At 37.5% G+C, this 16,511-nt stretch carries 13 protein-coding genes and 1 pseudogene; 7 read left to right on the top strand and 7 right to left on the bottom strand.

The genetic code is table 11. The features are described 5' to 3' along the window. Positions 1-22: 22 nt before the first annotated feature. The 5 genes from F6K23_RS02905 (at position 23) to F6K23_RS02885 (ending at position 2,116) form a co-directional block, all read left to right on the top strand. Entirely contained in the window at positions 23-286 is a 264-nt protein-coding gene (locus F6K23_RS02905; RefSeq protein WP_293150347.1) for a hypothetical protein, read from the top strand. A 120-nt stretch (positions 287-406) separates the two neighbouring features. Further along, positions 407-529, top strand: coding sequence for a hypothetical protein (locus tag F6K23_RS02900; protein WP_293150345.1), 123 nt, complete (start codon positions 407-409; stop codon positions 527-529). Next, the gene (locus tag F6K23_RS02895) at positions 507-695 is read left to right on the top strand and encodes a hypothetical protein (RefSeq protein WP_293150343.1); all 189 of its coding nucleotides are present in this window, start codon (positions 507-509) and stop codon (positions 693-695) included. The genes F6K23_RS02900 and F6K23_RS02895 overlap by 23 nt, the downstream gene beginning before the upstream one ends. A 38-nt stretch (positions 696-733) precedes the next feature. Beyond that, positions 734-1,072 carry a hypothetical protein gene (locus F6K23_RS02890; protein WP_293150341.1) on the top strand — a complete coding sequence of 113 codons (339 nt, stop codon included), beginning with the start codon at positions 734-736 and terminating at the stop codon, positions 1,070-1,072. A gap of 810 nt (positions 1,073-1,882) precedes the next feature. Then, positions 1,883-2,116: a hypothetical protein gene (locus F6K23_RS02885; protein ID WP_293150339.1), complete on the top strand. Its 234-nt coding sequence runs from the start codon at positions 1,883-1,885 to the stop codon at positions 2,114-2,116. A gap of 51 nt (positions 2,117-2,167) precedes the next feature. On the opposite strand, the gene F6K23_RS02880 is transcribed toward F6K23_RS02885, so the two are convergent. Both F6K23_RS02880 and F6K23_RS02870 read right to left on the bottom strand, forming a co-directional pair. Continuing rightward, the gene (locus F6K23_RS02880; protein WP_293150337.1) at positions 2,168-3,070 is read right to left on the bottom strand and encodes a hypothetical protein; all 903 of its coding nucleotides are present in this window, start codon (positions 3,068-3,070) and stop codon (positions 2,168-2,170) included. 2,013 nt (positions 3,071-5,083) lie between these two features. Beyond that, positions 5,084-5,788 (bottom strand): annotated as a pseudogene (locus F6K23_RS02870) (RNA-guided endonuclease TnpB family protein); the annotation flags it as partial. A 675-nt stretch (positions 5,789-6,463) separates the two neighbouring features. On the opposite strand from F6K23_RS02870, the gene F6K23_RS02865 reads away from it, so the two are divergent. Continuing rightward, the gene (locus F6K23_RS02865; protein ID WP_293150335.1) at positions 6,464-6,877 is read left to right on the top strand and encodes an NUDIX domain-containing protein; all 414 of its coding nucleotides are present in this window, start codon (positions 6,464-6,466) and stop codon (positions 6,875-6,877) included. Positions 6,878-7,226: 349 nt separating this feature from the next. Here F6K23_RS02865 and F6K23_RS02860 read toward each other — a convergent pair whose 3' ends face one another. The 4 genes from F6K23_RS02860 to def form a co-directional block, all read right to left on the bottom strand. Further along, on the bottom strand, positions 7,227-9,518 hold the full coding sequence (locus tag F6K23_RS02860) for an ABC transporter substrate-binding protein (protein ID WP_293150333.1): 2,292 nt from the start codon (positions 9,516-9,518) through the stop codon (positions 7,227-7,229). Between the two features lie 786 nt (positions 9,519-10,304). After that, entirely contained in the window at positions 10,305-11,666 is a 1,362-nt protein-coding gene (locus F6K23_RS02855) for a PrsW family glutamic-type intramembrane protease (protein ID WP_293150331.1), read from the bottom strand. Positions 11,667-11,946: 280 nt separating this feature from the next. After that, on the bottom strand, positions 11,947-12,147 hold the full coding sequence (locus F6K23_RS02850) for a hypothetical protein (RefSeq protein ID WP_202221930.1): 201 nt from the start codon (positions 12,145-12,147) through the stop codon (positions 11,947-11,949). Positions 12,148-12,261: 114 nt separating this feature from the next. Beyond that, positions 12,262-12,828: a peptide deformylase gene (gene def, locus F6K23_RS02845; protein ID WP_293150329.1), complete on the bottom strand. Its 567-nt coding sequence runs from the start codon at positions 12,826-12,828 to the stop codon at positions 12,262-12,264. Positions 12,829-13,280: 452 nt separating this feature from the next. Here def and F6K23_RS02840 point away from each other — a divergent pair, with 452 nt between their 5' ends. Beyond that, positions 13,281-14,588 carry a pentapeptide repeat-containing protein gene (locus F6K23_RS02840; RefSeq protein WP_293150327.1) on the top strand — a complete coding sequence of 436 codons (1,308 nt, stop codon included), beginning with the start codon at positions 13,281-13,283 and terminating at the stop codon, positions 14,586-14,588. Positions 14,589-15,607: 1,019 nt separating this feature from the next. Here the strand turns inward: F6K23_RS02840 and F6K23_RS02835 are convergent. Beyond that, a complete protein-coding gene (locus F6K23_RS02835; RefSeq protein WP_367267599.1) occupies positions 15,608-16,249 on the bottom strand; it encodes a TenA family protein in 642 nt (213 codons plus the stop codon). Positions 16,250-16,511 lie beyond the last annotated feature (262 nt).

The raw sequence follows: 16,511 nt of genomic DNA, 5'->3' as shown, positions 1-16,511 counted from the left end.
GATAAATGTGGATGGGTAATTCATGATTTGGTTGTTGATGACTAGAGAAAGTTTTCTGGAGATAAATACTGATAATTATTTGCCTGGGTTTGGTGATAGTTTGACTTTTGATCTTCAGGGTAAAAGTTTTGTTTATCTACTTCGGGAAAATCCGAATATTTATAGTTGTAAGTTAAGGGATTTGCAACTTAATAAAGTACCAATTATGAGCACAGAAAAAAGTCTGTGTCTGTCATTGCGAGGCGGTGGTATTAGACTCAATCTCAATCGGAAAGAGTCAACCTAGTCGAAGCAATCTCTACTATATAAATTAGCTGGTAGTCTATTTTTTTGCTAGTCCCTAACTGATGGAGTGAATTTTCTGGAGACAACTGCCCATAATTTTTTTCCGGGAGATTTGTCTGACTTGAATTTTTCACTCCCTGGTAAAAATTCGGTTTATTTACTTCTGGAAAATATGACTATTGATCGGGATGAATTAACGGATAAATGTGGATGGGTAATTCATGATTTGGTTGTGGATAACTAGAGAAAGTTTTCTGGAGATAACTACTGATAATTATTTGTCTGGAGTTGGTGATAATTTAACTTTTTCACTCCCTGGTAAAAGTTCTGTTTATCTACTTCGGGAAAATCCGAATATTTATAGTTATAAGTTATTCGGTTTATTTACTTTTGGAAAATATGACTATTGATCGGGATGAATTAACGGATAAATGTGGATGGGTAATTCATGATTTGGTTGTTGATGACTAGAGAAAGTTTTCTGGAGATAAATACTGATAATTATTTGCCTGGGTTTGGTGATAGTTTGACTTTTGATCTTCAGGGTAAAAGTTTTGTTTATCTACTTCGGCAAAATCCGAATATTTATAGTTATAAGTTAACTGATGGAGTGAATTTTCTGGAGACAACTGCCCATAATTTTTTTCCGGGAAATTTCTCTGACTTGAATTTTTCACTCCCTGGTAAAAATTCGGTTTATTTACTTCTGGAAAATATGACTATTGATCGGGATGAATTAACTGATAAATGTGGATGGATAATTCATGATTTGGTTGTTGATGGCTAGAGAAAGTTTTCTGGAGATAACTACTGATAATTATTTGCCTGGAGTTGGTGATAGTTTGACTTTTTATCTTTCAATATTTATACTTTTTTAGCGTATTTTAGTTGAATAAAAAGTCATGCGTAGGGGCGAACAAACCCATCTAAGCTTTAGAATATCACAAAAATTGTGAGGATGCAACCAGAAATCCTTTGAGGCGCGATTTTATGAGCTTCATAAAATGAAAGTGTTGGTGGTTTTCCACTCAGGAGTCGTGGATGGGAAATTTTGACGAGGCAAAACAAACATTTCTCGGAAGCTTCACAAGATGATAATACAGAAGTATTATCAAACAGGATTGGGTCGTGCAACCCCACCTTGATTGGCGAAATACTTTTGGAGAGTTGCTCAAATCCTCTACTTCCCCTCCTGGGAGTAGGGTCTATTTATTGTCACGCTTAGAAAAAAGCAGGAGGGGTCGGGAGTGTGGAAAGTGTGGGGAGTGTGGGGAGTGTGGGGAGGACCGGAAGCACAGCATATCAAAAAATATAGGGTTGTAAATATTCTCGCTACGACAATGAATTAGCCCTGCCTGCTGCCTCCTGGGAGGGGTTAGGGTTGGGTTAACTTCTGACTTCTGACTTCTGACTTCGTTAATCCTGCCTGCTGGAAAAATTCCTAAATACCTGGTTGTTTCTGAGTAGGGAATTTTAGTTGAATAAAAAGTCATGCGTAGGGGCGAACAACTCCATTTAAGCTTGAGAATATCACAAAAATTGTGAGGATGCAACCGATAATCCTTTGAGTCGCGATTATTTTCAGGAGCTTCATAGAATGAAAACGTGGGTGATTTTCCACGCTAGAAGTGATGGATGGGAAATTTTGACAGGGGAAAGCAACTATCTATCGGGAGTTCCAGAAGATGAAAATATTTCTGCATTACTCTTGCCTGTTGGAAAAATTCCTAAATACCTGGTTGTTTCTGAGTCGGGAATTTTAGAGGAGGCGATCGCTCTTAATATTAGTAATCCTTTGATGAGTGCTTTATCAAAAGTATTTTCCTTCTAGAGTTTTTGTTGAATACCAGACAATTTTTTCTGTTCTGAAATTTATTGAGGGTTAAACTTCGCTAATTTTTTCTAGCTCTTTTTCTTTAGAGATTTTTGCTTTGCGTTTGAGGGTTGATGCTGCGCCGAGGGTGCCGAGGGCTAAGAAAGTTATAACTGAAGAATGTTCAGGAATAGGATGGATTTCATTGGCCGCAAGGCGATCAAATTTTGTACCCGGATCTTCGCGATTAGAACCGAGAGTTATATTTATCTTTTTTGCCCCTGAGGCCGTTGCTAATGGTCCAAATATTTTTATCTTTTCTTTAATTAATTGTACCCCTTCATCTGGTCCAAAAGTTCTAGTTTTCCAATCTAAAAGCCATTCCTTACCAACTTTCTCTCGTTGTTTACCTCTACCTTCAAATATTGGAACCCAATCTACTGAAAACGTATATGTTGCTCCTGGTTCCAATGGAGAATTATCTAAAGGAATTGTCAAAGGATTATTTACAAAAGGAAGACTAATAGGTTCACCGTCCTCGTCAAGCAGTGTTATAACTGCTTTATGGGATGGGTTGCCAGAATCGGATAAGACTGAGACAAACTCAACTAACAATTCATTAAAAATTCCTCCTTCTCCATTAGGTTCAGCTATACTTACTGAGAGACTATCACCAATAACAAAGTCAAAAAATTCAACATCGAATCCGAACCAAAATCCTTCTCCTTCTGGTAGAACATTTATAAGGTCAATAGATACTCCATCTCCATCTCCTCCAGTTAATATCATGCCTCCATCTTCTTCTATTATTGAAGCGGATTTTATAGGTGAATAAATAGAAGAATTAACTACACCATCGTTAAAATTATCACTAAAAGATGCTTTTTCAAAAGAGGCAGCTTGTGTGGGAATGGTTGTTGCTGCTATTACTGTAGTACTTAAAAATGACAAAATCAAATTATCTTTCAACATAAATCTCAATTTATTTCCAAAAAGCTGGCTTGAGTAAAAATATTCAATGAATGTGAAACTTTCACATACGGTTTTTTAATAGAAGTGGGGGAGTAGCGATACCCCATTGACATGACATCGACTGTATCTGACAGGCTTACAGTAAATGCGAAGTTTATACCATTTGTGGTGGGTAAACCACAGAATTTAATTGAACTTGATTTTTTTTCATCCCCTTGAAAGGGGAGGCTTGAGACCTTATTTTTTGGTCAAATAATCAGTAGGGGCGAATGGCCATTCGCCCCTACTTTAGATATAAAAGCAGTTTTAGTAGATGGCTTTCTTGTAGTAATTGAAATGCAAGTGGCGCGAATGACTGCTTTTAGCAAATTTCAAACACAAATATTAGTAGAGGTACTTTGGAGTCCTCAGTTACTTCTATTGGGAAAATTTAGTCAGACAACCAGAGGGTCGTCTTCTCCAAATTTCCTATTTTCCAACACAAATAGTAGTTTTAAAAGCTCATGACATTGCTGTAAGAAAAATTGAATCGGGAGAACAAGAACTTAAACACCAACAATTTTTCCCTTGACTTAGGATTTAGAGCAACTGTCAGAAAACTTTTCAAGCATATAGCAGTCACAGGAAAGGTGAAGACATATCAAAAGTTTAAAACTCAGACAAAACCAGATTTTTTCTTCTGTCTTCTGCTATATTTTGTACTTGTTAAATTGAGCGATCGTCAACCAAAATCTCTAACCTTTCACAACTGCGTTCCAAGGGTTGTTCTAATTGTGGCTATGTGGTTGAGAAATTGCCTCTAAGTATAAGAGAGTGAGACTGTCCTGAATGTACAGCTCACCACGATCAAGACATAAATGCAAGTATAAATATTTTGCGGATGGGAACCCGCGTCGGGGACAGACGCAACGTCAGACCCCGCGATGACGATAGCTCCCTTGCGGAACGCTGACCAAGAGAGGGAACGCCCACGCTCGAAGGCTGCGGGAGGAGCAGTGTCAGCGCCAGTCGCTCATGGGGGAGACCCCCTTTGGCGGCGCTGGCTTGTCTGTGGAGCGCGCCTTTAGACCTTCTGGGAGTAAATCTCGTTTATGCGGGTGCTATGAAACAGAAAGTCGCTAACAGTGATGTTAAGGAATCCCCCGCTGTCTCCTAGAGCAGCGTCGGGAGGATGTCAACAAAAAGTAGTTTCAAAGCAAAAATTATATAAGAAGGACAAAATATAGGTTTAACTTATCAAGTCAGCTATTAATATTGTTTATTCCAATCAAACAAGCCCTGATTTTTCCCAAACCATTACAAAATATTTCACGAACTTGCGTTATTTCAGCAATTTGGTATCATACAGATACATAGCTTATTGTGCCAATGTTGTATTTAAAAATAAGAAATTTTGTCTAAAAAAAGCTACAACCTTCTATTTTTCGTCAATATAGGGTGCAAAAATTTATACTTTCTCCACGGTTGAATAAATCTCAAAAAAACAAATTTTAGAGCAGTATAAATGCTTAAGTAATTATGGCTATTGACAAAATACTTATTTATAGGGTAAAAAATTTCTCTTCAAGATAAAATATGTCATAAATGTCCAAATAATACTCTATCTATAATTTTGTTATTTTGTTCTGAGAGCGATCGCCAATCAAAATTTTTAATCTCTACTTAGGGCTTGCTGAAAAAGTCTTTTGGCAGGGGTAGGAGACAGGAGACAACCCACCCCTCGCCCCTCCCCCTCCCAGGAGGGGAAGACAGGAGACAGGAGAAATTGGAATTTATAGGAGGTAGGAGCTAAGTTTTGTCAGAGTGATTTTTCTGCCCAATTATGCGCCTAAAATACTAACTTTTTGAGCATAAAGAGCTGAAAAATCTGCACTTTTTTTCGACTCCAAAAAGGCTTTAGTCTTTATATATCAATGCTTTTAGATTTAATCAGCAAGCCCTACTTAGAAGAGGCGATCGCCGAAAATTATCGTGGTATTCAGAAAAATCGAACACAGCTAAGAACTACAATTCTTATAGAGAGCTTGCATTGACATCCTCCCGACGCTGCACTTGCGTGACAGCGTGGGATTCCCTAGCATCACTGTTAGAGGCTTTCTGTTTCAATGCACCAGCATAAGCGAGATTTACTCTCAGATGGTCTAAAAGCGCGCTCCACAGACAAGCCAGCGCGGTCTTGGGGGTCTCCCCCATGAGCGACTGGCGCTGACACTGCGAGTCCCGAGCCAAAATATTTATACTTGCATTAATGTCCCTGTCATGGTGGCTACCACACTCAGGGCAATCCCACTCTCTAATATTTAGAGGTAATTTTTCTACTATGTGCCCACAATTAGAGCAACGTTTAGAGCTAGGGAAATATCTATCAACTTTGATTAATTCTCGTCCATACCATTCAGCCTTATACTCTAATTGCCTGACTAATTCTCCCCAGTTGGCATCACTAATTGCTCTGGCTAATTTGTGATCTCTTGGTGCGCGTTCCCTTGCGACTATCGTCGTCGCGGGGTCGCACCGCTTCTTGACCATATTTTTTACCGCTAAATCTTCAACTACAATAGTTTGATTTTCTCTAATCAGTTGAGTCGTTACCTTGTGAGTATAGTCAAGCCTCGAATCTTTAATTTTTGCGTATATCCTAGCTACTTTAAGCCTAGCTTTTTGATAGTTATTAGACCCCTTAGTTTTTCTCTTTAGAGACTTCTGAGCTAACCTCAGTATAAATCAGAGTGTGGGAAGTGTCGGAAGTGTGGAGACCCACCCCTAACCTCTCCCAGGAGGGGAATGTGAGAAGTGTGGGGACACAGAGAAAGTAGGAGGAATAATTGTACCTGTATCTTTCTGTGCTTGTCTGCGTTTTATCCTAACTTTTTAGTCACTCAAGCTGAAAAGTCCGCACTTTTTTTCCCTCCAAAAAGGCGCTTACTTTTATCTGTCAGTGCTTTTAGAATGGGAATAATTGTTTTTTTCTTGCTATTTTGAATAATCAAGCATTAACAGAAAAAAAGTTGTAGAAAATCAGCAACTTTTATTGACAAACTCAAAAACAAGTCATAACAATACATTCAGCATAAATTGAGTTAAAATCGACAAAAGTAATTTTAAACATTGTCGATTTTCGACAGTCAACATTCATTATCAGGATGGTATAATATCGCGTCTGGTTTAATAGTTATAATTACCGAAAAATTGTGGTTTAAAGCCTCCCCTTTTAAGGGGATAATAAAAAAAAATTTTCATGAATTTGTCAATCCTCTTCTTTTCAAGGAGAGGTAATTATTCATTATTCATTATTAATTGTTGAAAGCGGTTTTCATTTGAGTAGACTACAAAGTAGGGATATTCCATGCAACGTCCCTACAGAATTATTATTTTTTTTACTAGGAGAAAAATATGAACAAGCTGCAAGGTTGTGTAATTATTTTGTTTAACAGCTCTCAGCAAATTTTACTCGTGCTTAGAGATAATAAATATTCTATTCCTTTTCCTAATACTTGGAATTTATTAGGAGGATTTATTGAAAATAGTGAACTTCCTGAAGATTGTATATGCAGAGAAATAAGGGAAGAAATCGAAATTGAATTAACAGATATTAACTTTTTTCAAAAGTACAATATTTATGATAGAGAACATTACGTTTTCTGGAAACAAATAGATTTAGACTTAACGGAAATTAAACTTAATGAAGGTCAGCGTTTAGCTTATTTTACTAAAGATGAATTAGACCAAAATCAACTGGCATTTCAATGTAACAAGATTTTGAATGATTTTTTTGTCCAGGTGTTATGGCCTCAGTTTGGTAGATAAATTTTAATATAGTTATGATTTACGGAAAAACACTATATGTGTACAAAAAAAACTAAAGTACTAAACTATATATAGGATTCATCAAGAAAATAGTTAAATTTGCATTACCATCGGAGGATGGGGACGCATACCTAATATAAAATACAAAAAATTGTGCAAATAATACGAATCTCTCCATCTCCCCATCAATCTTTGGTAGCAAACATTAACGTATTTCATATAAGTAATGGGGAAATTTATATAGGGCAATAAATACCCATAATTGCCTCATACACAACCCCGAAAATTTTCCCCTCTGCGAGTCCAAAAAGCAGAATGTAGAATATTTTCTATTGGGCTATCAACAGTGCTATAAATAAAGCAAATAAAGCCATATAGAGCCAACCAAAAGAATCACTGGAAACAGCACCCTCCCTAATAAAATTAACTGTTTACGCTGTGCTTTATTATTTTTAAACTTGTCCCTAGACCCTACTGTTACTAGCGTTAATTCTAACCCACATAAGAAGTACAATAAATAAAAAGCATAGTCAAGGGCCACAACATAACCTATTCCATCAGGCAGAGACTCTAGTAAACTCAAATGGTAAAATACAATCGCTAGTAATAGCCCACTAAATAACTCGGCTGAGAGTAGATCGAAAGGCAAAAATAATAACTGATATGCCACAACAACAAAAAACCACAGAGGCAGCAAATTTTTGATACTGAAACTGAGTAGTTTCCTTTTCATCTCAATGACAGCATTAAACTGGGAGTATTCTAAATTTGACTTAGTGTCGATCAATTGCCGATAGCCTAGTGTAGAATCATTTACTAGAGTATTTTGGAAAAAAGTTATTTTTGTAGGTGTCCAAGAGGTAATTTCTTTGAAAACTTTTTGTTTCCACTGGTTAAATAATTCCTTTCTAGTAATATTTTGCATACCAATTAAGTCAATAGCATAAATCAACCGATCTCTTGTTAGCTCTGTATGTCGAAACCTTACACTTAAACGCTGTTTATCAAACGGGTAACTGTGAAAATCAAACTCTTCGTGAAAATCGGCTTTAATTCTATATATTTTATACTTAACTCCATTTTCTTCCCCGCTTTGTATAGGTTCTCCGATAGTTAACCTTTCTCCAGAGTCTAAACGCTCGATTCCATAGTTGCTAAACTCAATTTGATCAGGATTCAGATTACCTTTATATCTAAACCACAAATAAAAATCCACAACATAGGTTGAACTTTTCTCGTCTAGATAGTTAACTTTGTTGATGTCAAGACCTACATAAACAATGTCAGTTTTTTCCAAGTATTGCTGCCCCATTTGTAAAATATTCCCACTAGCGATTTTTGCATCTGAATTTAAAATTGCCTCGATATTGGGAATTATTTGTAGTTGGGTAAAAGCTGATACAATCTGACCATGGTCAAAGATTCCCACACTAGGAGGAACAGCAACAGTATTATTCCTATCAAAGTAAAATCTTCTCGTTCCTGTTTCGACAGCAGTATCGGGACTGTCGAACCGAAGCAAAGCCTTTCTAACCCTAGAACGATCTTTTTTAATATCTTTACCAGTAAAAGCTGATTTTGCTAAATCTTTCTCTGTTAACAGAGTACGATGAATAGCTTCGACAACTGCGGTGGTAGCATCATAGTAAGAAGCAGCAGACCAACCGGGGGGAATTTCGTAAACCTTTTCAAATGTTTTCCTAAATTCTTGAGTTCGATCATTAGCTACGTCATAGATAATTGGTACTATGGCGAAAAGGCCGTTGGTAAAGAATCCTGGAGTTTCTTTTTCTTCAGGAAGGTCAGTAAAAGATTGAGCAATACCTACATCACCTATATCATCACCACCAAATAGGAATAAATTCAGATTGCGATTTTTGATTTCCCGGAGTAAGTTCGTCACTTGATCGCGATTAGTAGCAAAGACAATTGCTTCTGGAAGTCGCTCATCCTCTTTGAGTTCCTCCAATTCCTGAATAATTATCCGATCTGTAACTTTGCTCTGGTTTGTTGGTAGTTGCCACTGAGCTACTATCTCTCCTCCTAGTTCCCGAAAAGCTGTTTCAATAGTTTTACCTAAGTTTAAACCGTAAGCATCGTAACCCCGGATAATACTAATTTCTGAATATCCTAGAACTTTTCTCAAGTAAGTAGCGATAAATTTGCCTTGAAAGCTGTCGTTAAAAATTGTACGGAAGTACCACTCATTATCTGCGGTTACTGCGTCGGCAGTTGCTGAACCACTTATGGCTGGAATGCCAGTGGCTTGATAAATTTTTCCAGCTGCCAGAGATGCGCTACTAGAATAGTGACCAATGACGGCGATCGCTGGAGATTGGACAATCTCCCGAGCTACTTTCTCAGCTATGTCTATTTTCCCTTGATCATCATAAATTTGTAGTTGCAACTGCTTGCCTTGAATTCCGCCAGCTTTGTTTACCTGCTCAATGTAGAGTTGCGCCCCTCTAACCATTGATTTGCCTACTCTTTCTGTCACTGCTCCGGCATTGCTTAAGGGAGCAGCTATCGCGATCGTTATATTTTCTTGATTTTGTTCCTGAAATTTAGTAGTAACTATAACTGCCATCACCGTTAATAACACAGTTAGCAGCCAAATTATCAATTTTTTCTTTGGGCTCATTTTCCTCTAGATTTCTCTAAAAATTTTCTCATTGATTAATCGGTGGTGAATCAGTAATATCAAATCCGTTGGCTACGGTTCCCGAGAAATCGGAGTAATATAATTCTGTCATCGTCATACAATAGGTAGGGGCGAATGGCCATATAGCCTGACGGCATGGGCTTCGCAATTGCGCCCCTACAATGTAGACTCTATATCTTCAACGAAATAACACCGATGCTATCGGATTTGATATAAAGTATTAGGATAGCAAATCGAGTTTTTAAAGCTTAAACTAGGCATCTTTTTCTCACCCAGTTAAATATATTTAACTGGGTGATATTTTTTATATATATAGCGTTTTGAAAATTGATGAGATATACAAGTTTTAGATTTTAGGCAACAGGCAATAGGCAACAAAAAGCAGGGAATAAGGAATAAAAAAAATACTTTACCGAAAAATTGTGGGTATGCGTCTCCCCTTGGATAGGGGATAATAAGCGGTCGTTTGCGCAGCATGACCTAGGATGGGATGGCGAGGTCTCCTCGCCATATCCAATCGACTCCTGTGAAGAAAAATTTTCATGAATTTGTCAATCCTCTTCAATTCATGGAGAGGTAATTATTCATTATTCATTATTCATTGTTGAACTGATCGAGGATAATAACCACTATATCAACACTTCCTCAATCAAATAGCTTTTGGTGAAATTAGTTGAATTGTGGGTTTTACTAAATGTAATATGGTCACAAAGCCAAAACCTATAGACCATGGTTAATACTACTTTTTTTCCCTCCAATACAATTTCATTTATTAACTATAGCCTGAGTCGCAAAATTTTCATTTCTTGTCGGAGAGAGAACTCTTGCTTTTAAAATAGCTGCTCCTAAAAAAGCATAAGAAAGTACTCCTACAAATGCCAAAAGAAAAATATTTAAAATCCCAGAAGCATTCCATAAAGCATGAAGAATAGATGCGGTAAAATAACCAACTCCCAAAATTAACCAACTATTACGACGTCTTAAAACACTTAACCCGATAAAATAACCAAAATAACCACTATAAGCCATGTGTCCAGCTACTGAACCTAAAATTCTGGGAATTAACAATTGTAATCCTACCAATTGACTCCCATCTACTCCCAATTGTAAACTAGCACTATCCACAATACTCGGAACATATTGTCCTAGAGTTTCTAATAAAGTAAATCCTACTGCAGAAGCTGTACCTAATAAAATTCCATCTAAAGGTTCCCAAACACCAATTTTGTTTCCCCAAGGAGCGGGTAAATTACGACCTATTAATAGTACTAAAAACACGGGTAATGCTTTTAACAATTCCTCCATTAATCCTGCACCAAAAAACATTATAATCAGGAAATCAAGAAAGCCAACTTGTTGAGGATTTACTGATATATCACCAGGAAGTATAAAACGAAATACTCCAATAAACAATGTCAAAATTGGACTTAATAAGATAATAACAGTTGTTAAAGCTACTCCAAATAATACCCACCAAGGTTTTTTTTTGCCACAAAGTTGATAAACAAAATAATAAGCTGCACTAGCAATATAAGCTGCCAATAAAACATTGAAAGCTATTACTTGACCCACTGTTAAAAACATTAAAATCACAAAAAATACAGTGATAATACCTGGATAAAGATAGGCTTTTTTAGCTAATTGCTTTCCTGTAGAGGCAATAGGAAATAACTGGGTCAAAGTTATCGAACCAGTATCTCCAAGATCTTCAACACTACCAACAGAATTAACAGGAAGTGAAGTAGGGTTTACTGATGGTGATACTAATGAGGTAGGTTTTTGGTGGGATAAATTATCAAAGATGAATTCTGGCCCTTTGTAACCCAGACGAATACGATCGCCCACCTGTAAAATTTGACTTCCCTGTATTCTTCGTCCATTAATATAAGTACCATTAGAACTATTGAGGTCGCAGATTTCCCATATTAAACCAGTAGTTTTGGTCTGTTTAGTCTGAATACGAATTAGCGCATGACGGCGAGAAACCGTTCTATACAATTTTGTCTCTAGAACAATTTGACACTTTGGATCACGTCCTAGCACTACCTCCTCTGTCTCAGATAGATACTCTTTTATGAGTTTTTCCTCATATACCCCTCTTGTAGACAGTTGTCGCAGAAATGCCATTTTTTAGATATCTTTAAAATTTGTAGTCAAAATAATTATTGATAAGCAATGAACAATTAATTGTCAATTAAAAATTGTTCATTGTTCATTGCTTAACTAGCTATCAGCATTTTCCGTACCGGAATCCTCCGCAAACAGCTTTCAGGGGGCTAAAAGCTTGGGTTTAAATCCCCGACTTCTAGCTTGTCGTTTAATTTTATTAGGGGTCGCGTATCCCCTTTCTGACAGGTTCAAAAAAATAATCTTGCTGAGTGCTGAGTGCTGAGTGCTTCTTTAATTTCTACTGATTCGCCTTAGCGTCTTGAATTGCTAAATAAAAGAGTAAAGTAGCTAGAGGAATGCTCAGACTCAAAATTATCCCTGTTACTAGACCACCTAATTCTGGTTCCCCAGAAGATAACTCAAAAATAGAACCAACTGCTGCGATCGCTGCTATACAACACCCACCCAAAAGCAATGTTGATTTAGGAGTTCCTACCATACTTTCTTCTCCAAAAATATTGACTGTTTTGATTTTTTATGATATGCACTAAAGTTAAGAACTGATAAATCTTAGACTTCTGGACTATTGCTTTTGTATTAATTTCGCGAGACTTTAAGCAACAGATTTAACAGCTTTAGGAGAGAACTTATGCTTAGTCAACTCTTCATTCAGTGCCAATTTATTTTCTACTCGGTCTACAAATAGCACCCCTTGAAGATGGTCCATTTCATGCTGAATTGCTCTAGATAATAATTCTTTAGCCTGAAGAGTTTTCGGACGACCATTTTCATCTTTGTAGGCAACTTCAATTATTGCGGGACGTTTAACATCTAAATAAACCCCAGGAATACTCAAACATCCTTCTTGGAAAAGACAAACTTCTTTGCCATACCTTTTGATTGTAGGATTAATCAAAACTAGAGGGGGCGTAGCGGGATTATCTAGCTCGCAGTCTATCACAATTACTTGTTTTTGGACAGCCACCTGGGGTGCAGCCAGACCAATACCATCAGCAGTATACATAGTTTGGAGCATTTCTCGTATCAGTTTCCGAATATCATCATCTACCTTAGTCACCCGCTTCGCTGACTGACGCAAAGAGCGATCGCCCAAATAATTTATTTCCAAAGGTGGGTTCTTTAATTTTTCCTTCTTAACTAGAATTTCAGAAGTTGTCATAATTTTACACTTACAAAAAATGGCTAAATTTGAAACAAAGGTACTTTTTGAACCTCTTTCTATCTATCCTAATAGAAAATACACGGCCTCTGAGCCATGAATAGTCAAGCTAACTTATCAAATCCAACCCAAAGTCGAAGTCCTGATATTAATTAATCAAAATCCCTATATTAATCAATTAACACAACAGTATAAATTTTTTCTCTGGCCTGAGTCCGAGATTAATCAATATTTTTGCTTTTGACTTTTGACTTTTGACTTATAGGCAGCAGTTAACCTTTGTCTTGATAGGTTTAGTCCCAATATAATTGATATAAAGCCTAACCTCTAGCTAAACTTACCCGTAAAATTATTGGTATAACTTCCCTTTCCTAATCTTTCTAGCTTTTTATAGATATTACAAAAACTTAACTAATTAATTGTCTGTCAAAAAAATAAAAATTAAAAATTCTATGAATAATGATTCAAACTCTTCTCCAACTAATTCTCCAAACACCAGTCCTACCTCAGAAAATTCTAATGGTACAAAAGCAGCAATCGCTCCTGTAAAAACACCAATAGAACAATTAAACTTGGTAGAAAATGAAATAGAACAAATGCTACCCGCTTCTGCTACACAGCTCAATGGTTTGGCAAACAATCAAGTAGATGAAGGGCCAAAGAATCGAATTACGTCCATTGTCTCCCTCACAGCAATTGCAGTAATGATTCTGGGGTTAGCGATGGATAATGTGCTGCTTGGTTATACCAGTGCGGTTGTGGCAATGGCAGCTTCAATCAGAATGATTTGGCCTAGTTGGGGTAAAGTCTGGAAAACCCTCATTCCTCCAGTTTGGCGTAACCTGATTATTGCTTGCTTTGGCATATTGGCCGCTATTGTTGGCTTACTAATGTTAAGTGGGGCAAACCAAGAACCAGGTACTCGTAATATTCAGATTAACTGGGATGCCATTGGAGCGGTGGGCGAACTCATCGGAGCTTTGGGTCAAATCTTAATTGCAATTATTGCTGTATATGTAGCTTGGCGACAATACGTTATTTCCAAAGATTTGACCATTCAGCAAAACCGCATCACTCAACAACAAACCATTGATGCTTACTTTCAAGGAGTTTCCGATCTGGCAATGGATGAAAAAGGTTTCTTGGAAGATTGGCCACAGGAAAGAGCGATCGCTGAAGGACGTACAGCAGCTATTATTAAAAGTGTAGATGGAGAAGGTAAAGCGAAAATTCTCAGATTTTTATCTCAGTCTAGATTAATAACACCGATTAAGCGCGATCGCCAACTTGGTCGGCCTATTTTAGATGGTAATGGAGGTTATGCGGAAGATAGGGAATATGGTATTCGCGTGATTGACTTAGGAGTAATGTTAGCTGGTGCTGACCTGACAAAAACAGATTTGCGGTGGACAGAATTAAGTGACGCTAATCTTGTCAGAGCTAATCTTAGTTATTGTGACTTGGTCAAAGCCAACTTTTCCCGTACTATTTTGTATGAAGCAAGTCTGGTGGGTGCTGACTTGAGGGGAGCAAGATTTTTCTATGGTAGTGCGGAAACTGCTACTCCTCGCAGTCGTACTCATGTACCTAACTATCAAACAGGTGTTTGTACTGGTGCAGTGGTAGAAAATGTTGACTTTAATGGAGTTAAGCGGTTGTCTGACGAACAACGTTATTATTGTTGTGCTTGGTCTGGTGAAAAAAGTAGAAGAAAGATACCTGGTGGTTGTGAAGGTATTCCGAATAAGTTGGGACGTTAGAAGAAGGAGTCAGGAGTCAGGAGTCAGGAGTCAGGAATTATGTCAAATCCGGTTGAATACTTATTAGAATTCTTGGGAGATGGGGAGGCGGGGAGATAGAAGTGTGGATGGAATTATCAACATATACTGTATAACGGGATTCTATAGAACTCATTTGATAGCTATATAATTATGGTAGTCAAGTTTTTTCGCGCATCAATTTTGAGGAAAAACCATATGAAGGAGTGTTGAATTTTTTGTATTATCTCTCCCCACATCTTCTCCTCTTCCCTCCTGTCTCCAGTATAGCTGTCTCCTGTCTCCTGACTCCTAGCTAAAAAAACTTGATATTTATAAAGATACGATCGGGGGTTCTATATAAGGAGTCGGGAGAAAGGAAGGATGAGAGTGGGAATTATATCATGTCCGGTTGAACAGTTATAAATAAATAACTACGGAGGAGTCAGGAGTCAGGAGTCAGGAGTCAGGAGGGAAGAAAGAAGAAGGAAGAAGGAAGAGTAAGAACTGGAGTTGAAGGAGAAAGTTTTTTTTATAACTAATTATCCGGACATGATATTACCTAGTGCCACTACCCGGAAGTTAAAAGTCATGGATTTAAAAGCGAGTGCTAATTGGCGAGGTTTCCTACGGCGCGCCTACTGTGCGGAAATAGTTCCGCACACATCGCCTTCAAAATGTAAGACGCACATCTGACAGTCAATTATTTTTGATTTGTAATTGTTTTAGGATTTTGTAACAGGTCAGTTATTTCCGCCATCCTGCACTAGTGCCGCTACGCGGAAGTCAGAAGTCAGAAGTCAGAAGTCAGAAGTCAGAAGTATTGATTTGTAATTGTTTTCGGATTTTGTAACAGGTCAGTTATTTCCGCCATTCTGCACTAGGCATATTCCGGCATTTTATGTCTGCATTGATATGTAGTGGCGAATGGCATTTGCGTTCCGCATAGCTGCCGAATTGCGCCCTCACTGGATTTAGTATCCGTGCGTAAGTCCTGTTAAATTATTTTCTCCTCCTCCTACCTAGTCCCCTACTCTGTTGACACCTGCCATTTCCCAAGCTGCCTGAAAGAAATCTCGTTCGCAGAGCATGGCATAACAGTAAATTGATTCTGCTTCTTGAATATTGTCTGCGTAATTGTCTATCACTTTCTCCAGCTTTTGCGTCAAATGTTCAAAATCATGACTGCTGTAAGTACGAATCCATTCAGAATATTGATGCTCTGGAATTTGTGGTGTAGCTAACTTTTGTCCCAAAAAAGCATAAAGTCGCATACAAGGAGTCATTGCTGTGGCGATCGCTCCAATATTATTACTCCAAGCTGTTGCTAGCAGAAAATCTGTGTAACGCCGTGTAGAAAATCCTGGCGTAATAGTTTCTAGGTTGACTCCCCATTTTGCAGCATAGTTTTGATGAAGTTGTAGTTCCTCTTTTACCGCACCTGCGAGAGCATGAAACAGTTCAAATATTTTCCAGTCTGGGGACTTAGCTGCAGCAATACTGTAAGCACGAGCAAATGCTCTGAGGAAAAAAGCATCTTGTCCCACATAATAAGCAAAACTTTTATGAGGCAGTGTACCGTTAGCAATTCCTTGCACAAAAGGATGGGATAAACAGACTGTTGCTAATTGTTGATTTATTTTCCATAAATTATTTGATATCATAATATTTAACCCAAAAATTTATATAGTGGTATTATATTTCAATCAATCAGGACTTACCCATGAGGTAAAAAAAACTAGGGTTTGAGATTGCTTCTCTGTGGGTCGCAATGACGAAAATACCTTGTAATGCGTAAGTCCTATTAATATTATTAGACATCTCCAAAAATGTAAATATATTTCATCTAAAGTACTACAATAGTTGCTTGGAAAAGCTGGTATAATTTCTGGAAAAATCTATTTGAATAGAAAATTGTTGTTGCTT

It is taken from the genome of Okeania sp. SIO2C9 (assembly GCF_010672455.1).
Classification (GTDB): domain Bacteria; phylum Cyanobacteriota; class Cyanobacteriia; order Cyanobacteriales; family Microcoleaceae; genus Okeania.
This window is presented reverse-complemented; position numbering and strand designations above follow the sequence as displayed.